The organism is Paraburkholderia acidiphila, assembly GCF_009789655.1.
Taxonomy (GTDB): Bacteria; Pseudomonadota; Gammaproteobacteria; order Burkholderiales; family Burkholderiaceae; genus Paraburkholderia; species Paraburkholderia acidiphila.
Genome location: NZ_CP046909.1, coordinates 1,342,745 through 1,360,491, shown reverse-complemented (window position 1 = coordinate 1,360,491; position 17,747 = coordinate 1,342,745). Strand labels below are relative to the sequence as shown.

The 17,747-nt window shown below is 63.7% G+C and carries 15 protein-coding genes and 1 tRNA gene; 5 read left to right on the top strand and 11 right to left on the bottom strand.

Going from position 1 to position 17,747, the window contains the following annotated elements:
* Positions 1-2 precede the first annotated feature (2 nt).
* From FAZ97_RS06065 to FAZ97_RS06050, 4 genes are read right to left on the bottom strand one after another with little or no spacing between them, the layout of a single operon-like run.
* Positions 3-1,613, bottom strand: coding sequence for an ABC transporter ATP-binding protein (locus FAZ97_RS06065; RefSeq protein WP_158759069.1), 1,611 nt, complete (start codon positions 1,611-1,613; stop codon positions 3-5).
* A 5-nt stretch (positions 1,614-1,618) separates the two neighbouring features.
* A complete protein-coding gene (locus FAZ97_RS06060) occupies positions 1,619-2,725 on the bottom strand; it encodes an ABC transporter permease (RefSeq protein WP_158757636.1) in 1,107 nt (368 codons plus the stop codon).
* Between the two features lies 1 nt (position 2,726).
* A complete protein-coding gene (locus FAZ97_RS06055; RefSeq protein ID WP_158757635.1) occupies positions 2,727-3,764 on the bottom strand; it encodes a microcin C ABC transporter permease YejB in 1,038 nt (345 codons plus the stop codon).
* 18 nt (positions 3,765-3,782) lie between these two features.
* Entirely contained in the window at positions 3,783-5,717 is a 1,935-nt protein-coding gene (locus FAZ97_RS06050; protein ID WP_158757634.1) for an extracellular solute-binding protein, read from the bottom strand.
* A gap of 109 nt (positions 5,718-5,826) precedes the next feature.
* On the opposite strand from FAZ97_RS06050, the gene fabI reads away from it, so the two are divergent.
* Positions 5,827-6,615 (top strand): enoyl-ACP reductase FabI, encoded by a 789-nt coding sequence (fabI, locus tag FAZ97_RS06045; protein WP_158757633.1) that lies wholly within the window; start codon positions 5,827-5,829, stop codon positions 6,613-6,615.
* A gap of 150 nt (positions 6,616-6,765) precedes the next feature.
* Here fabI and FAZ97_RS06040 read toward each other — a convergent pair whose 3' ends face one another.
* The 7 genes from FAZ97_RS06040 to cysS form a co-directional block, all read right to left on the bottom strand.
* Positions 6,766-7,116: a hypothetical protein gene (locus FAZ97_RS06040; RefSeq protein ID WP_158757632.1), complete on the bottom strand. Its 351-nt coding sequence runs from the start codon at positions 7,114-7,116 to the stop codon at positions 6,766-6,768.
* Between the two features lie 555 nt (positions 7,117-7,671).
* Positions 7,672-7,765 (bottom strand) — tRNA-Ser (locus FAZ97_RS06035).
* A gap of 224 nt (positions 7,766-7,989) precedes the next feature.
* Positions 7,990-9,240 carry an aspartate kinase gene (locus tag FAZ97_RS06030; RefSeq protein WP_158757631.1) on the bottom strand — a complete coding sequence of 417 codons (1,251 nt, stop codon included), beginning with the start codon at positions 9,238-9,240 and terminating at the stop codon, positions 7,990-7,992.
* 475 nt (positions 9,241-9,715) lie between these two features.
* Positions 9,716-11,146 carry a tRNA lysidine(34) synthetase TilS gene (gene tilS, locus FAZ97_RS06025; protein ID WP_158757630.1) on the bottom strand — a complete coding sequence of 477 codons (1,431 nt, stop codon included), beginning with the start codon at positions 11,144-11,146 and terminating at the stop codon, positions 9,716-9,718.
* A gap of 41 nt (positions 11,147-11,187) precedes the next feature.
* On the bottom strand, positions 11,188-12,159 hold the full coding sequence (locus tag FAZ97_RS06020) for an acetyl-CoA carboxylase carboxyltransferase subunit alpha (protein WP_158757629.1): 972 nt from the start codon (positions 12,157-12,159) through the stop codon (positions 11,188-11,190).
* Positions 12,160-12,287: 128 nt separating this feature from the next.
* A complete protein-coding gene (locus FAZ97_RS06015) occupies positions 12,288-13,172 on the bottom strand; it encodes a DNA-3-methyladenine glycosylase family protein (protein WP_158757628.1) in 885 nt (294 codons plus the stop codon).
* Between the two features lie 47 nt (positions 13,173-13,219).
* On the bottom strand, positions 13,220-14,617 hold the full coding sequence (cysS, locus tag FAZ97_RS06010) for a cysteine--tRNA ligase (RefSeq protein WP_158757627.1): 1,398 nt from the start codon (positions 14,615-14,617) through the stop codon (positions 13,220-13,222).
* 276 nt (positions 14,618-14,893) lie between these two features.
* Here cysS and FAZ97_RS06005 point away from each other — a divergent pair, with 276 nt between their 5' ends.
* The 4 genes from FAZ97_RS06005 to FAZ97_RS05990 all read left to right on the top strand — a co-directional run bounded on the left by FAZ97_RS06005 (position 14,894) and on the right by FAZ97_RS05990 (position 17,741).
* Entirely contained in the window at positions 14,894-15,610 is a 717-nt protein-coding gene (locus FAZ97_RS06005) for a tetratricopeptide repeat protein (RefSeq protein ID WP_158757626.1), read from the top strand.
* A 61-nt stretch (positions 15,611-15,671) separates the two neighbouring features.
* The gene (locus FAZ97_RS06000; RefSeq protein WP_158757625.1) at positions 15,672-16,256 is read left to right on the top strand and encodes a peptidylprolyl isomerase; all 585 of its coding nucleotides are present in this window, start codon (positions 15,672-15,674) and stop codon (positions 16,254-16,256) included.
* Positions 16,257-16,415: 159 nt separating this feature from the next.
* Positions 16,416-16,910 carry a peptidylprolyl isomerase gene (locus FAZ97_RS05995; RefSeq protein ID WP_158757624.1) on the top strand — a complete coding sequence of 165 codons (495 nt, stop codon included), beginning with the start codon at positions 16,416-16,418 and terminating at the stop codon, positions 16,908-16,910.
* 33 nt (positions 16,911-16,943) lie between these two features.
* Entirely contained in the window at positions 16,944-17,741 is a 798-nt protein-coding gene (locus tag FAZ97_RS05990) for a UDP-2,3-diacylglucosamine diphosphatase (RefSeq protein ID WP_158757623.1), read from the top strand.
* The last annotated feature ends 6 nt before the right edge of the window (positions 17,742-17,747 follow it).

Here is a 17,747-nt window from a genome sequence, read left to right as displayed (position 1 = left end):
GCCTAGCGATCGAATGCGGCTTTCAATAATTTTCGGGTGTAAGGATGCGCCGGTCTATCGAAGATATTCGAGACCTCTCCTGACTCGACGATCGTCCCGTTCTGCATCACCGCGACCCGGTGCGCCATCGCGCCGATCACCTCCAGGTCGTGGCTGATGAACACGTAGCCCAGGTTGTACTTGCGTTGCAAATCCGTCAACAATCTCAACACCTGTTGCTGGATCGAGACGTCGAGCGCACTGGTCGGTTCGTCGAGCACGATGACGCGCGGCTCCAGTACCAGCGTGCGCGCAATGGCAATGCGCTGGCGCTGGCCGCCGGAAAACTCGTGCGGATATCGTTGCAAAGCGGTGCGATCGAGGCCCACTTCGCGCAGCACCCCGACAACGCGCTTGCGCCGCTCCTCGGCGGAAAGATCGGGCCGATGCAGCGCGAGCCCCTCCCCTACGATGCGCTCGATGGTCTGGCGCGGAGAAAGCGAACTGAACGGATCCTGAAAGACCACCTGCAGATGCGAGCGCAACGAAAGTCTCTCGCGCCCCTGATAACTTGCAATTGGCCGCCCCTGGAACTCGACGACACCCCCTCCCGTTCGTTGCAACCCCAACATTGCCATCGCAAGCGTCGTCTTGCCCGAGCCGGACTCACCGACGATGCCGAGCGTTTCACCCTGGCGCACCGCGATGTTCGCATCGTTCACGGCGCGATAGCGCCCCTTGTGCCACCAGCCGCGAAAACCCGGCAGCTTCGTTGTGAAGTCGACGATCACGTCCTTCGTCTGCAATAGCACCGGCGCGATCGGCAGCACGGGGAGCACGTGGCGCTCGGGCCGGCTCGCGATGAGCCGCTGCGTGTACGGGTGCTGCGGCGCCTCGAAGATCTGCTCGACGCTGCCCGACTCCACGAGCCGGCCTTTCTCCATCACGGCCACGCGCTGCGCGAAGCGGCGCACGAGGTTCAGGTCGTGCGTAATGAGCAGCACCGACATGCCGCGTCGCGCTGCCTCCTCGCGCTGCAGTTCGAGCAGCAGATCGACGATCTGGCCGCGAATCGTCACGTCGAGCGCCGTGGTCGGCTCGTCGGCGAGCAACAGGCGCGGACGACACGCGAGCGCCATCGCGATCATCACGCGCTGGCGCTGGCCGCCCGAGAGCTGATGCGGATAGCTCGACACGCGCCGCCGCGCTTCGGCAATGCCCGTGCGTTCGAGCAGTCCCACCGCCTGCTCGTAAGCCGCTTTCTTCGAGACGCCGTCGTGCAGCACGATAGTTTCCGCGATCTGCTCACCGATCGTGTAGAGCGGATTGAGCGCCGACATCGGCTCCTGGAAGATCATCGCGATGTCGCTGCCGCGCAGGCCTCGCATCGCGCGCTCGCTTTTGGCGAGCAGATCGTCGCCGTCGAGCCGGATCGTTCCGCTGATCTGCGCGTCCTGCAAGAGCCGCAGCACCGCCAGTGCGGTCACGGTCTTGCCCGATCCCGATTCGCCGACGAGCGCAACGCGCTCGCCGCGCCCGATTGCGAGCGTGATGTCATCGACGGCGAGCGTCTCGTCAAAGCGCACGCTCAAATGCTCGATCGAGAGAAGCGGCGTGGCGAGGTCCTGAGGCATGGCGCTCACTGGTTGCCTCCGGCCTTCATGGCGTCGGAAATACGCGTATCGAGCGCGTTGCGCAGCGCGTCGCCCATGAACGTGAGCAGTAGCAGCGTGATAACGAGCACGCCGAATGTCGACATCGAGATCCACCACGCGTCGAGATTGCCCTTGCCCTGCGCGAGCAGTTCGCCGAGGCTCGGCGTGGGCGGAGGCACGCCAAGGCCGAGGAAATCGAGGCTCGTGAGCGCGAGAATCGCGCCGCTCATGCGAAACGGCAGAAACGTGATGACCGGCGTGAGGCTGTTAGGCAGCACGTGGCGCCAGATGATCTGCCAGTTCGAAAGACCCATTGCGCGCGCGGCGAGTACGTAGTCCTGGTTGCGGTTGCGCAGGAACTCGGCGCGCACGTAGCTCGCGAGCCCGATCCAGCCGAATAGCGACAAGAGGACAATGAGCAGGATGAACCCCGGCTCGAAGATCGCCGCAAAGATGATCAGCAGGTAGAGCTCCGGCATCGAATTCCAGATTTCGATCAGGCGCTGCCCGACGATATCGACCTTGCCGCCGAAGTAGCCCTGCACTGCCCCCGCGAGAATGCCGATGACCGTACCGATCGCGGTCAACACGAGCCCGAACTCCACGGACACGCGAAAGCCGTAGAGCAGCCGCGCGAACAGGTCACGTCCACTCGCATCGGTGCCGAGCCAATTCTGCCGCGACGGCGGCGCAGGATTCGGCACCTTCGAAAAGTAATTGAGCGTGTCGTAGTAGTACGGGTTGGGCGGATAAATCGCAAAGTTGCCGGGCGCGTCGAACCGGTGACGGATATACGGATCGAGGTAGTCGGCAGGCGTCGGGAAGTCGCCGCCGAACGTCGTCTCCGGGTATGCCTTGAAGAGCGGGAAGTACAGATGACCGTCGTAGCGCACGACGAGCGGCTTGTCGTTGCACCAGAGCGGCGCCGCGAGGCTCGCCGCGAACGCCACGACAAAGATGATGAGGCTCCAGTAGCCGAGCCGCTGCTGCTTGAAGCGCAGCCACACCCGCCGCGCGGGCGTGGGCGACTTGAAGGCGCGCACGGACTCGGTACGCAGCTCGGACTCGGCGCCGGCACGGACTCGGTTCAACTCAGCGCTCCAGTTGTTCGAATTGAATGCGGGGATCGACCCACACGTAACAGAGGTCGGAGATCAGATTCGTCAGGAGTCCGATCAACGTGAAGAGATACAGCGTACCGAGCACGACCGGATAGTCGCGCCGCACCACGGACTCGTATGAGAGCAACCCGAGGCCGTCGAGCGAAAATAGCGTTTCGATCAGCAGACTGCCGGTGAAGAACGCGCCGATGAACGCTGACGGGAACCCCACCACAAGTGGTAGCAACGCGTTGCGAAACACGTGCTTCCAGAGCACGGTGCGCTCCGAGAGGCCCTTGGCGCGCGCCGTCAGCACGTATTGGCGGCGGATCTCTTCGAGAAAGGCGTTCTTGGTCAGCATGGTCGTGACGGCAAAGCTCCCCACCACCGAGGCCGTCACGGGCAGCGCGATATGCCAGAGATAGTCGAGAATCTTGCCGCCGAGCGAGAGCGTGTCCCAATCATCGGAGGTGAGATTGCGCAGCGGGAAGAGCTGCAGGAACGAGCCGCCGCCAAACAGCACGAGCAGCAGCACGCCCAGCACGAAACCCGGAATCGCGTACCCGACGAGCACGACGAGGCTCGTCACGAGATCGAAGCGCGAGCCGTTGCGCACCGCCTTCGCGATGCCCAACGGCACCGATATCAGATACGTGAGAAAGAAGGTCCAGAGGCCAATGCTGATCGACACCGGCAGCTTCGAAATGATGAGCGACCACACGCTCTGGTGATGGAAATAGCTCTGACCGAGATCGAAGCGCGCGAAGCGCCCGAGCATCAGGAAGTAGCGCTGCAGCGGCGGCTTGTCGAAGCCGTAGAGTTGCTTGAGTTGCTCGATCTGCTGCGCGTCCACCCCCGAATGCGCGCGCATGCCGAACGGCATGCCCTGCTCCGCGCCGCGCCGCAACTCGCGCACCGCCTGCTCGACGGGGCCGCCCGGCACGAACTGGATCACGCCGAAGGTCAGCGTGAGCACGCCGAACAGCGTCGGGATCATCAGCAGCAGGCGTTTGACGATGTAGCTCCACATGATTCGTTGCGTCCGTCGTTATTGACCACCGGCTTGCGGGCCGCCCTGTGGCCGGGGTTGTGACTTCAGCCACCACGTCGAGATGATCCAGTCGTTCGCGCCATAGTACAGCGGCAATTTCGCCGGATACGCGAGCGTGTTCTTGAACGCCACGCGGTGCGTCGCGCTGTACCACTGCGGCACCACATAGTAGCCGTGCATCAGCACCCGGTCGAGCGCATGCGTGGCGTCGAGCAGTTGCTCGAGCGTCTGCGCCTGCGTGAGCGCCTTGAGAATCGCATCGACAGCGGGCGACTTCAGGCCCAGTAGATTGCCCGAGCCCGGCTCGTCGGCGGCCCTGCTGCCGAAGCGGTCTATCTGTTCCGCGCCGGGCACCTGGACGTCGGGGAACTTGATGGTCGTCATGTCGAAGTCGAACGCATCGAGCCGCTTCTGGTAGAGCGCGAAATCGACCGAGCGATAGTTCACCTGGATGCCAAGCCGCCTGAGCGCCTGCGTGTACTGCGCCATGATCGGCGCCCATTGCGCCGAAGCGCTCGTGTCGTCGAGCACTTCGAACGTGAAGGGCTCGCCCTTCGCGTTGCGCAGCGCGCCGTCGCGGTAGGTCCAGCCTGCGTCGGCCAGCAGCGCGCGCGCCTCGAGCAGATTCGCGCGCAGCGACCCAGGCGGCGTCGTATCGGGCTGCAAGGGCGGCGACCCAAACACGGCGGGATCGAGCGACTTGCGCCACGGCTCGAGCAAGGCAAGCTCGCCTGGCGACGGCAGGCCCTTGGCCTGCAGCTGCGTGTTCGCGAACCAGCTGTCGATGCGACGGTACTGGCTATAGAACAGCATGCGGTTGAGCCACTGGAAGTCGAGCGCGAGGTCGAGCGCGCGGCGCACGCGTACGTCCTGGAACACGGGCTTGCGCAGATTCATGACGAAGCCCTGCATGCCGGTGCCATTGTGCTGAGGGAACTCGCGCTTGATGAGTTCGCCGCTGTCGAAGCGCTTGCCGACATCGCGCCGCACCCAGTTGCGCGCGACGTATTCGACGAGCGCGTCGTACTCGCCCGCCTTGAAGGCCTCGAGGCGCGCCACGTCATCGGAATAGAGCTTGTAGGTGATGTGCTCGAAGTTGTTGGTGCCCACGCGCACCGGCAGATCCCGGCCCCAGTAGTTGGGGTCGAGTTTGTAGGTGATCGTGCGGCCGTTCGAGTAGCGGTCGATCACATACGGGCCGCTGCCGATCGGCTGTTCGAACGCGAGCTGATCGAAAGCAATGCGGCTGCCGTCCGGGCGCAAACCCCACTTGCGCGAGAACACGGGCATCCCGCCCGCAATGAGCGGCAATTCGCGGTTGTTGCTGCGGAACTCGAAGCGGATCGTCGCGGGGTCGACCACCACCGCGCGCGTGATCTCGTTGAAATACGCCTGCATCGAGGGCGCGGCCTGGCGGCTCTTCAGCGTATCGAGCGAAAACTTCACGTCTTCAGCCGTCACCGGGTCGCCGTTCGAAAAGCGCGCCTTCGGATTGATGTGAAATGTCACCGAAAGCGCGTCGGGCGCGATGCGGATATCGTCGGCGAGCAGACCGTAGGCAGACGCCACTTCGTCTGAGCTTCCCGTCGTGAGGCTCTCGAACAACATGCCGAGGCCCGGCGCCGGATTGCCGCGCAACGTGAACGGATTGAACTTGTCGAAGCTCGTGAGGCGGTCGGGATTGGCGAGAACGAGCGTGCCGCCCTTGGGCGCATCCGGATTCACGTAGTCGAAGTGCGCGAATCCTTGCGGATATTTGGGCTCGCCATACTGCGCGATGGCGTAGACCGCATGCGCGCACGGCATGGCCAGCAGCCCGAATACGAGCGCCAGACACGCGGCCGCCAGCCTTTTCCCAGGCGCGAGCCATGCCGCAGGAACGGTTGCCCCAAGCGCGCCGTGCGCCGCCCTGCCTCGCGTTCCTGTCGTCATAGATCGGTAATTGTCCGGGCTGCCTTGTCAGTTGTGAGAGAATTCTACCCAAACCGCGCGGCGCCGCCCCTACAGGCGCCGAGCGCAATGACCTGATTTAGGAGAATTCATGGGCTTCCTCGCTGGCAAACGTATTCTGTTGACCGGCCTGCTGTCGAACCGTTCGATCGCGTACGGCATCGCGCAGGCATGCAAGCGCGAAGGCGCGGAACTGGCGTTCACGTACGTCGGCGACCGCTTCAAGGACCGTATCACCGAGTTTGCGCGGGAATTCGACAGCGACCTCGTGTTCCCCTGCGATGTGGCCGACGACGCGCAAATCGAAGCGCTCTTTACCGACCTCAAGCAGCACTGGGACACGCTCGACGGCCTCGTCCACTCGATCGGCTTCGCGCCGCGCGAGGCAATTGCGGGTGACTTTCTCGATGGCATGACGCGCGAGAACTTCCGCATCGCGCACGATATTTCGGCATACAGCTTCCCGGCGCTCGCCAAGGCCGCCAAGCCGATGCTCGCCCAGAACGCTTCGCTGCTGACGCTGACCTATCTCGGCGCTGAACGCGCTATCCCGAACTACAACACCATGGGCGTCGCGAAGGCCGCACTCGAAGCAAGCGTGCGTTATCTCGCAGTGGCACTCGGCGCTCAAGGCGTGCGCGTGAACGGCATCTCGGCTGGCCCGATCAAGACGCTTGCGGCAAGCGGCATCAAGGGCTTTGGCAAGATTCTCGACTTCGTCGAGCAAAACGCCCCGCTGCAACGTAACGTGACCATCGAACAGGTCGGCAATTCCGCCGCGTTCCTGCTCTCCGATCTGGCAGCCGGCGTGACCGCCGAGATCATGCACGTCGACTCGGGCTTCAACGCCGTGGTTGGCGGCATGGCCGGTCTCGAATAAGGAATAAGCCTGCCGTCGCGTCTTCGCGTTATGCGCGCCTCGTTGCGCGCGCAACGGCAGACAAGCAAAAGCCGCCCGATGGGCGGCTTTTCTTTTGGCGCGGCGCGTAACCTGTGTCACGCGCATCGCGCCGGCAACAAGCCTCGCGGCTTAGTGCCAGTGTCCCGGAGGACCACCGTGGTCGCGGTCATAGTGACCACGGCCCGGACCGCCGTAGCCGCCGTGGTGACGATACCAGTCGTCACGCGCCCAGTAGCGGCGGCCGTCCCAGTAACGATCGCCATGCCAGCCAATCACGATGGCCGGCGGCGCCGCGTAGACCGGAGCCGGCTGATAAACGACCGGCGGCGGAGGCGGCGGTGCGTACACCGGCTGCGGAGCGACATAAACCGGGGCCGGAATACCGATGTTGACACCAACGCTCACGCCAGCCATAGCAGCGCTCGATGCGCCGATAGCCACGCCCCCGAGCAGCATTGCAACAACACGTGGGAACTTCATGGACTCACCTTTCGGGTTTGATGTTTTGTTGAAACCAATATAACGCACGGTCCTGGCCGGCGTATTTCAAACTTGTAATAACTGATGCACAAACCTGCCCTGCGTTCGATGTCGTTACGTCTCGTTACACCCACGCGAAGGCTTGCGGCGCGCGGCGCAATGCGCGAATCAGGCGCGTGCCCTCGCGACCCGCTCTTGCCTTGAGGATGAGCGACGCGGCGAACGACGGCGCAGCGGAGGATATCACCGCTGGCGCCAAAGCGTGCGGGCGTCAGCAGAACCTGGTGGCTTGGGTGCAGCATTCGCGCGACAAATTTCACTTAATTCGGGTTACGAAATACTTTCGGCACGATGTTCGGAGATTTTCGCGGCGTACGCAGATCTAACGCAGTCCTAATCAAAGAAACCGGAAAGTCGCACAGCAAACATGGAGCATGTCCGGGCAAGCGGAAAGAGGCAATAAACACGCCGTTCGCACACCGGCCCGACGCGTGACGAAAGCCAAAAAAACAAAAACCCCGCAAGCCGAGACTTGCGGGGTTCCGCCGCCATTACTGGCGGAGACGGAGGGATTCGAACCCTCGATCCAGGTTTTGGCCCAGATGCTCCCTTAGCAGGGGAGTGCCTTCGACCTCTCGGCCACGTCTCCCGAAAACTTCGTTCGCGCCAGGGAGGCAGCGCAACGAAGCCAAGATAATAGCGGGTTAGCGCCTTCCGGTCAATTCATACGACGCTTTTTTGCAAAGTTTTTTCTGCAAGCGCACAACGAACGTCGAACGCGGCATCTCGAATCAGAATCAAGCGGAAAAACTGCGTCACATCCGCGTCATACAACCCAAAAGCAACGCAATTGCTGCGCAACCACAACGTGCTTTACGCGTGCTCGAGGTCGAACGCCTTGTGCAGCGCGCGGACTGCCAACTCCATGTACTTCTCGTCGATCAGCACCGAGATCTTGATTTCCGAAGTCGAGATCATCTGGATGTTGATGCCCTCTTCCGAGAGCGTGCGGAACATCTTGCTCGCCACGCCCACGTGCGAGCGCATGCCCACGCCGACCACCGAGACCTTCGACACTTTCGGATCGCCCAGCACCTGCTCGGCGTTGACGTGACCCTTCACCTGGTTGTTCAGGACATCCATCGCGCGCTGATAGTCGCCGCGGGGCACCGTGAACGTGAAGTCGGTCTTGCCGGCCACGCTCTGGTTCTGGATGATCATGTCGACGTCGATATTCGAGTCCGCCACCGGGCCGAGGATCTGATATGCGATGCCCGGCTTGTCGGGCACGCCCATCACGGCGATGCGGGCCTCGTCGCGCTGGAACGCGATACCCGAGATGACTGCTTTTTCCATGGTCTCGTCTTCTTCAAAAGTAATCAGGGTGCCCGAGGACATTTCCTCGTCGAGGTTCATCATCGGGTCGGTCAGGCTGGAGAGCACACGCGTCTTCACCTGATACTTGCCCGCGAATTCCACCGAGCGGATCTGCAGCACTTTCGAGCCGAGGCTGGCCATTTCCAGCATCTCTTCGAACGTAATGCGATCGAGACGGCGTGCGTCGTCGACCACACGTGGGTCGGTCGTGTAGACGCCGTCGACGTCCGTATAGATCAGGCATTCGTCGGCCTTCAGCGCGGCTGCGACTGCGACCGCCGAAGTGTCCGAGCCGCCGCGGCCGAGCGTGGTGATATGGCCTTCCGGGTCGATGCCCTGGAAGCCCGTGATCACGACCACCTTGCCGTCGTCGAGGTCGGCCAGCACGCGCTCGCCGTCGATGTCGTTGATGCGCGCCTTGGTGAACGAGCTGTCGGTTTTGACCGGCACTTGCCAGCCGGTGTAGCTGATGGCGTCGACGCCTGCTTCCTGCAGCGCGATCGAGAGGAGACCGACGCTCACCTGCTCACCGGTCGACGCAATCATGTCGAGCTCGCGCGGGCTGGGCTGCGGCGAAATTTCTTTCGCGAGACCGAGCAGACGATTGGTTTCGCCGGACATCGCCGAAGGCACGACGACCATCTTGTGGCCAGCCTTGTGCCATTTGGCGACGCGCTTGGCGACGTTCTTGATGCGCTCGACCGAGCCCATCGAGGTGCCGCCGTATTTGTGTACGATGAGTGCCATTGTCGTTCTGAACTGGAGATGTTACCGCGCTGGCGCACCGAAGGACTGGGCCGCCCGGACGCATATGGCCATGGCGGCGGCTTCAGCGCGTGCAGCACGCGCGGGTTTTGCCCTCAGGGGCGCGAAGGCCGGTGCATCGTGCCCATATCGTGTCGATACGTAACGATGCGCGCTCGTGACTTCTAGTGCCTTCTGTGCCTTGCACTTGCGCCCTGCCCGCATGCCGCTACGACGTCCCTGCAACCGTCGGATACCGCTCGAAGGAAAAATCGCGCCTTCATGGCACACGCCGCTTTTGACGGCGTCCGTGAACGCGAAAAAGCGGGCTGGACAAACGACTTACACTACCCGATTGACGCCCAAATTACAAGACGAAACAGGCTTGCGAGGGGCGAAAAAGGCTTGCGCGGCAAGGATTTGCGGGGGAGCGATCAACATTGCGCAGGTCGGTTCAGGGCCAACTGCGCGCGCGACTTCAAGCAATCAGTAAATCCTCGCGCCATTCGATGCGTCGCCAGGCCGCGCCCGGTTCGCTTTGCGACGCACCGAACGCCGACCGGTTGACGCCAATTCGGGGCACGAACAGAAGCGTGTCGCCCACGAAGAGCAGCGGCACGTCGCGCTCCCATGCGGGCACGCCGCGCGTCTGGAACAGGTTCTTCAGCGTGCGGCTCATGTTCGCTGCCTCGTCGCGCAAACGCTCCCCGCCGCTGCGCGCGCGCGCCACGAGCGGCGCGCGCGTGAGCACGTATTCGGGAACGGCGTCGGCATCGTCGGGCGCGGCAGGCGCGAAAACGTAGGTCCCGCGCCACGATGGCAGGCGCCAGATTTCCTCGCCGCGCCAGTTCAAAGACACAGGCGCGCGCGAATGCGCGGTGCCCTCGCCTGCGCGTTCTTCGCGTGCAGCTGCGGCTTGCCACGAGACGATCCCGCGATACACGCGCAAGCGGTATCCGGCGTGATCGACGCGCAATGCGTGTGCGTTCGGGTCGTCGCGCGCCACCTCGCGCAACTGGCGCAACATATCCGCAAGTCGCGCCGCCGATGCCGCCGGCAGGCCAAGCGAGCGCATCCAGTAGCGCAGCACATTGAGCGCGCGCGGGTCGTCGAGCGCGAGCAGCGCGGTGTGTGAAAGCGCGCTTAAGTCATCGAGCCCAACGTCGCGTAAATCGATCCGCGCAAGATCGTCGAGCAAACGCTGCGAAGCAGCCGCATGCGCCGCCGTGCGCGCGAGCGCGTCGCGATAGCCGGGGAAATGGGCAGAGAGCGCTGGCAGCACGTCGTGACGCAAAGCGTTGCGTGCGTAGCGCGTATCGTCGTTCGACTCGTCTTCGATCCACTGCAGGCCATGTGCGTGCGCATAGCGCTCCAGTTGCGCGCGCAACAAAGCGAGCAATGGCCGCATGCGCACCACGCCATTCACGCTCGCACGTGCAGGCGCCATCGCCGCGAGCCCCGCGAGGCCCGCGCCGCGCAGCAATTGCAGCAGCACCGTTTCCGCTTGATCGTCGGCATGCTGCGCGAGCCAGAGCGTCTGCACGCCGTGCGCCGTGCACATCGCGTCGAGCGCGCCATAGCGGGCGTCACGGGCGGCCGCCTCGACGCCGGCTGCGTCGTCGCGCGCCAACTCCACGCGCCTCGCGTCGAACGCCACGCCGCAAGCACGTGCGGTCGCCTCACAATGGGCGAGCCACGCGTCGGCGTTCGGGCTCAGCCCGTGATGGACATGCAGGGCGACGAGACGCGCCGGCCCGGCTGCGCGCACCGCGGCATCGAGCAGCACGGACGAGTCGAGCCCGCCGCTATACGCGATCGCAATGCGTGCGTCGCTGGGGAGCGCGGAAAGCACAACGCCGAGCGCATCGAGAACGATGCGCCCGGCGTCGGATTCGGGATGGTCGGTCACAGCACGACCGCAGACGTCGAGGAGCGTTGGCGTCGCGCGCCTTACGCGCCCGGCGTCGTTTCCTTGTACTTGCCGTAGGCCATCAGGCGCTCGAAACGGCGCTCTTTCAGGTCGGCGATGCTCATGCCCTGGAACTGTCGCAGCGAGTCGGCCAGCGCGCGGCGCAGCAGCGCGGCCATGCCCTTCGGGTCGCGATGCGCGCCACCGAGCGGCTCGTTCACGATCTTGTCGATGAGGCCCAGCGCCTTCAGGCGGTGCGCCGTGAGGCCGAGCGCTTCCGCGGCTTCCGGCGCCTTCGCCGCGCTCTTCCAGAGAATCGACGCGCAGCCTTCCGGCGAGATCACCGAGTAGGTCGAGAATTGCAGCATCATGACCGTGTCGGCCACAGCGACGGCGAGCGCGCCGCCCGAACCGCCTTCGCCGATGATCGTCGTGATGATCGGCGTCTTGAGTTCGGCCATCACGTAGAGATTGCGGCCGATCGCTTCCGACTGGCCACGCTCTTCCGCGCCGATGCCCGGGTACGCGCCCGGCGTGTCGACGAACGTGAAGATGGGCAGACCGAACTTCTCGGCGAGGCGCATGAGGCGCTCGGCCTTGCGATAGCCTTCAGGGCGCGGCATGCCGAAGTTGCGCGCGGCGCGCTCCTTCGTGTCACGGCCCTTCTGATGACCGATCACCATGCAGGCCTGGCCATTGAAGCGCGCAAGGCCGCCGACGACGGAAAGGTCGTCCGCGAACGAGCGGTCGCCATGGAGTTCGTGAAAATCGGTGAACAGCTCGTGCACGTAATCGAGCGTGTACGGACGCTGCGGGTGACGCGCGATCTGCGAAACCTGCCACGGGCTCAGGTTCGCATAGAGGTCCTTCGTGAGCTGCTGGCTCTTTTTCGACAGCCGCTCAATTTCTTCCGAAATATCGACGGCCGAATCGTCCTGAACGAAGCGCAGTTCTTCGATCTTCGCTTCCAGTTCAGCGATCGGCTGTTCGAAATCCAGAAACGTGGTCTTCATGTGTGGGAATCCTTCACTTTGCGGCAGCGCGTATTCTAACCGCGTCGGCCCGCGCCGAAATTGGTTCAGAACTATTGATTTCTTGGATCGATAGCATTTTTCTTAATCATTGACTGCCGACTCAGGCCTCACGACGGCTCGAGGCTGCGCCACATGTACCAGGTCGCGACAGTACGCCACGGCTCCCAGTTGGCCGCGACTTCGCGCGCTTCGCTGCGCGTGACCGGCTCGCCACTGAAATAGTTGACGCTGATCGCGCGGATCAGACCGAGATCGTCGAGCGGCAGCACGTTCGGACGCGCGAGATTGAAGATCAGGAACATCTCGGCGGTCCAGCGGCCAATGCCGCGAATCGCCGTCAGCTCCGCGATCACGTCCTCGTCGTCCATCGACTTCCACTTGCCGACGTGCAGCGCGCCCGAAACGAAATGTTGCGCGAGATCGAGGATGTATTCCGTCTTGCGTTTCGAGAGCCCGCACGCGGCGAGCTTTTCGTGACCGAGTTTCAGGAACTGTTGCGGCACGAGCTTCGGGCACGCGGCTTCCACACGCTGCCAGAGCGCTTGCGCAGCGGCCGTCGAGATCTGCTGGCCGACCACCGAGCGCGCGAGCGTAACGAACGGCTCGTCGCTGCTCAGCAAATGCACTGGGCCGAACTTCGGAATCAGCTTCTTGAGAATACGGTCGCGCTTGACGAGGTCGGCACAGGCCTTGTCCCAATAGTCGGGACGCTGCACCTCGAATTCGAGATCGCCGAGCGCATTCGCGGCTGGCTCCACGGCTTCGAGCGCCGCCGGACCATTGGAGAGCGCGGCCTCGATCGCCGCGCCGTCGAGCGCCTCGTGCGACGCCGACGCGCCATTCGCCTTCCCACGCGCTGTTTTCGTAGCCGGCTTTGCAGCTGCCTTGCCGCCCGCGCCATTGAGCGCGCGCTTTGCACCTGCGGGTGCGCCCGCAGTTCCGCCCGTTAGCGACGCAGACCGCCTGGTCTGCGTCTTCGTGGCCGTTGCCATCCTGCCTCCTGCCTCGCGAATCGATCAGTGGAAACTGGACAGCCCGCTTACACGCGGCGCCACTCGGTCAACCCGCCCGGTTTGTCTTCGAGCGCGACACCGGCTTCGAGCAGTTCGGCCCGAATCCGGTCCGCCTCCGCATACTGCTTCGCCTGCTTGGCAGCCGTGCGCGCCGCGATCTTCGCTTCGATCGCTGCCACGTCGAGCGCACCCGCCTCTTGTGCGCCCCCGGCCTGTTGCAGGTACACGCGCGGCTCGCGCACGAGCAGCCCGATCACGCGTGCGAGGCGCTGCAACTGACGCGCGAGCACGGCGTCGCGCGTACGGTTCACCTCGCTCGCGAGTTCGAACAGCACGGCGATCGCCACCGGCGTGTTGAAGTCGTCATTCATTGCCGCATGAAAACGCTGTGCATACGGCTCATTCCAGTCGAGCTCGCCCGCGTCGGGCGTCACGTCCTTCAACGCCGTGTAAAGACGCGTGAGCGCGTTGCGCGCGTCGTCGAGATGCACGTCGCTGTAATTCAGCGGCGAGCGGTAATGCGCGCGCGCCATGAAGAAGCGCACCACTTCTGCATCGTACTTCGCCAGCACTTCGCGGATCGTGAAGAAGTTGCCGAGCGACTTCGACATCTTCTCGTTGTCGATATTCACGAAGCCGTTATGCATCCACGTATTGACGAACGTCTTGCCGGTCGCGCCTTCGCTCTGTGCGATCTCGTTCTCGTGGTGCGGAAACTGCAGGTCCTGGCCACCGCCATGAATGTCGAAGTGCTCGCCGAGCAGCGTGCAGCCCATGGCCGAGCATTCGATATGCCAGCCCGGACGTCCGCGCCCGTACTTCGAGTCCCAGCTCGTGTCGGCCGGCTCTTGCGGTTTTGCCTGTTTCCACAGCACGAAGTCAAGCGGATCCTGCTTGGCATCGTTCGTCGCCACACGTTCGCCCGCGCGCAGGTCTTCGATCGACTTGCCCGAAAGCGCGCCATAGTTCGCGAACTTGCGCACCGCGTAGTTCACGTCGCCGTCCGCACCCTGGTAAGCGTAGCCGTTGCGCTCGAGCTTGCCGATCATGTCGAGCATCTGCGGGATGTACTGCGTCGCGCGCGGCTCGTGGTCGGGACGCTCGATGCCGAGCGCGTCCGCGTCTTCGTGCAGCGCTGCGATGAAACGGTCGGTGAGCTGCTTGATCGTCTCGCCGTTTTCTACCGCACGGCGAATGATCTTGTCATCGATATCGGTAATGTTGCGCACGTAGGTCACGTTGTAGCCGAGCGTGCGCAGCCAGCGTTGCACGATATCGAACACCACCATCACGCGCGCATGCCCGATGTGACAATAGTCGTACACCGTCATCCCGCAGACGTACATACGCACGACGCCGGGCTCGAGTGGCACGAAATTTTGCTTGTCACGCGCGAGCGTGTTGTAGATGCGCAGTGATTCCATAAAGGCGATGGATACGTGGGTCGAAAGAAATCCGCGGCGGCGCCGACCGCAGCCAGCGGGTGATGGCCCGCATTGCTCAGGCTGCTGTCTGTCGGCGTCCGGACTGCAAACAGGTTGCTATGTTCAGCGGAGACGACCACGAGTGGCGTTGGAAAGCCCGGCGACTCGCGCAAGCGCCCGTAATGCAAACGAAACAGGCGAGGGACAAAGCGCGCGACGAAAACGCACAGACCTTTTGTTAGAATGGCTCGGAGTATAACACCGCGACCTCACCCTATGAAACCTTCCAGCGGCCGCGCGCCCCGTGCTGCGACCCTTGCCGCGTCGGCTCTCTCGAGCGTCGCGATCGTGCTGTGCAGCGTGAGCATCGCGCATGCCGCGCCCCCCGCGACGTCCGATGCCACGCCCGGCGCCGACGCGGCGATCAGCCAGCAAGACTGGGCTGGCGCGCTCAGCCAGCTCGACGAACGCATCAAGACGAATCCGCGCGACGTGCAGGCGAAGTTCAAGCGCGCGACCATTCTCGCGCGCCTGAACCGCGACGACGACGCGATCGAGGCGTTCACCGAACTCACGCAGCTCTACCCCGAACTGCCCGAGCCTTACAACAATCTCGCGGCGCTTTACGCCAAGCATGGCCGCTACGAGGAGGCGCGCGTCGCACTCGAAACGGCGGTGAAGGCGAACCCGTCGTACAGTCTCGCATGGGAGAATCTCGGCGACCTGTACCTGCGTCTGGCCGATGCGTCATACCGCCGCGCGCAAACGCTCGGTCACACGAGCGGCGCGACGTCGCAACGCCTCGCCGACATCGCGAAGATCATCTCGCCGCCGCCCGCTGCGAAGAAATCGAAGGCCGCGGCGGCGGAGCCAGAAGCCGCGTCGGCCGCGAGCGCAACGGCCGTCGTGCCCGCGTTCACCAACCCCGCATACCAGTTCGGCGGCCCGACGGGGTCGCTAGCGATGCCGCCTTTCGTGGCGCCGTCGAACTAACACGTGGCGCGCAGCGCCTTGCGCGCCACAACACGTTTTTCCCGCACTTCCGAGGATATTCATGAAATGGTTGATGTTGGCGCTCGGCAGCGCCGCCCTGATCGCGAACGCACCCGCCTTTGCGCAAAACGGCCAGCCGGCCGCGGCGCATCCGCAAGTGCTCTTCAAGACCAGTGAAGGCGACATTCGCGTCGAGCTCTATCCGGAGAAAGCGCCGAAGACCGTCGACAATTTCCTGCAGTACGTGAAGGCTGGCCAGTACAACGGCACGATCTTTCATCGCGTGATTCGCGGCTTCATGATCCAGGGCGGCGGCTACACGCAAAGCTTCGTCGAGAAGCCCACGCGCGCGCCTGTCGCACTCGAAAGCAAGAACGGCCTGAAGAACCTCACGGGCACGATCGCGATGGCGCGCACGAGCGACCCGAATTCGGCCACCGCTCAGTTCTTCATCAACACGGTCGACAACGCCGGCCTCGACTATCCGAACCCGGACGGCAACGGCTATGCCGTGTTCGGCAAGGTCACGCAAGGCATGGACGTCGTGAAGAAGATTGAAGCGGCGCCCACCACCTCGCGCGGCCCGATGGCCGACGTGCCGCAAAAGGAAATCGTGATCGAATCGGCCACCGTCGTCGGCAAGTAACACGCCGGCGCGAGGCCAGGTCATCATCGTCTAACCGGGCGGCAACGCCGCCCTCACCCGTCGCACGTCGCGGCGCCGGCACACGCGTTGGGCAACATGCCCCGCCTCTTGCCGATGCAGCGACGTTCATTCCCCCAGCCACAGGCAAAGGATCCCATCATGGTCGAACTGCACACGAACCACGGCGTCATCAAGCTCGAACTGAACGCCGAGAAGGCCCCGAAGACGGTCGCCAACTTCCTCAACTACGTGAAGAGCGGCCACTATGACGGCACGGTGTTTCACCGCGTCATCGACGGGTTCATGATCCAGGGCGGCGGCTTCGACGCCGCCATGAAGCAAAAGCCGACTGAAGCGCCGATCGACAACGAAGCGAACAACGGCCTGAAGAACGAGCGCGGCTCGATCGCCATGGCTCGCACCAACGACCCGCACTCGGCAAGCGCGCAGTTCTTCATCAACGTGGCCGACAACGACTTCCTGAACCACTCGTCGCCGACGCCGCAAGGCTGGGGCTACGCCGTGTTCGGCAAGGTCGTGGATGGCCTCGAAGTGGTCGACAAGATCAAGAAGGTCAAGACGGGCTCGAAGGGCTTCCATCAGGACGTGCCGGTCGACGACGTCGTGATCGAGAAGGCTGTCGTCGTCGAATAAGCTTCAACCCACTCTCACGCACCCCTTTCATCGATGCTGCAGGAAAAGGCTTTACGACACGCTGCCGCGGGCGTGCCCGGCGAGGGCAAGCGCCCGCACGCGGCTCGCCCGTTCCTGTTCATTTCCGATCTGCATCTGAATGAAGGGATTCCGCGTACGGTCGCCGCGTTCGAGCGCTTCATCCGGGTCACGGCCGATCAGGCCGACTCGGTGTTCATACTCGGCGACCTCTTCGAATACTGGATCGGTGACGACATGCTCACCGAACCGTTCGTCGCGCGCATGGCCGCGCTGATGCATACGCTCTCCGAGCGCGGCATCGCGCTCTACATCATGCACGGCAATCGCGACTTTCTGATGAGCAAGCGCTTCATGGCAGCCGCGGGCGCGATCTGGCTGCCCGACCCCATCGCGATCACCGCGTTCGGCACGCGGCTCGCACTCGCGCACGGCGACGCCATGTGCACCGACGATCACGGCTATCAACTCTTTCGCAAGCTCGCGCGCAACCGGCTCGTGCAATTGCTGTTTCTCGCTTGGCCGTTTCGATGGCGACGTGCGATCGCCGAGCGCGCGCGACGTGCGAGCGAGAACAAGCGCAGCGGGCCGCGCCTGCCGAAATACGACGTCACGTCGAAAGGCGTGGCCGCGCTCTTCAAGCGCGCGCGTGCGAACACCATCGTGCACGGTCACACGCACAGGCCTGCGCGCCACCAGGAGCCCGGCGGCACGCGTTGGGTCTTGCCCGACTGGGATCTCGATCACGGCAAACCGCGCGGCGGCTATCTGCGCGTGGATGCCGAAGGGTTCAGGGTCTTGCCGCTCGACTGAGGCGCG

Coding starts and splice junctions, on each gene's coding strand:
- FAZ97_RS06065 (WP_158759069.1), bottom strand. CDS start 1,613: ATGCCTCAGGACCTCGCCACGCCGCTTCTCTCGATCGAGCATTTGAGC.
- FAZ97_RS06055 (WP_158757635.1), bottom strand. CDS start 3,764: ATGTGGAGCTACATCGTCAAACGCCTGCTGCTGATGATCCCGACGCTG.
- FAZ97_RS06050 (WP_158757634.1), bottom strand. CDS start 5,717: ATGACGACAGGAACGCGAGGCAGGGCGGCGCACGGCGCGCTTGGGGCA.
- fabI (WP_158757633.1), top strand. CDS start 5,827: ATGGGCTTCCTCGCTGGCAAACGTATTCTGTTGACCGGCCTGCTGTCG.
- FAZ97_RS06040 (WP_158757632.1), bottom strand. CDS start 7,116: ATGAAGTTCCCACGTGTTGTTGCAATGCTGCTCGGGGGCGTGGCTATC.
- FAZ97_RS06030 (WP_158757631.1), bottom strand. CDS start 9,240: ATGGCACTCATCGTACACAAATACGGCGGCACCTCGATGGGCTCGGTC.
- FAZ97_RS06020 (WP_158757629.1), bottom strand. CDS start 12,159: ATGAAGACCACGTTTCTGGATTTCGAACAGCCGATCGCTGAACTGGAA.
- FAZ97_RS06015 (WP_158757628.1), bottom strand. CDS start 13,172: ATGGCAACGGCCACGAAGACGCAGACCAGGCGGTCTGCGTCGCTAACG.
- cysS (WP_158757627.1), bottom strand. CDS start 14,617: ATGGAATCACTGCGCATCTACAACACGCTCGCGCGTGACAAGCAAAAT.
- FAZ97_RS06005 (WP_158757626.1), top strand. CDS start 14,894: ATGAAACCTTCCAGCGGCCGCGCGCCCCGTGCTGCGACCCTTGCCGCG.
- FAZ97_RS06000 (WP_158757625.1), top strand. CDS start 15,672: ATGAAATGGTTGATGTTGGCGCTCGGCAGCGCCGCCCTGATCGCGAAC.
- FAZ97_RS05995 (WP_158757624.1), top strand. CDS start 16,416: ATGGTCGAACTGCACACGAACCACGGCGTCATCAAGCTCGAACTGAAC.
- FAZ97_RS05990 (WP_158757623.1), top strand. CDS start 16,944: ATGCTGCAGGAAAAGGCTTTACGACACGCTGCCGCGGGCGTGCCCGGC.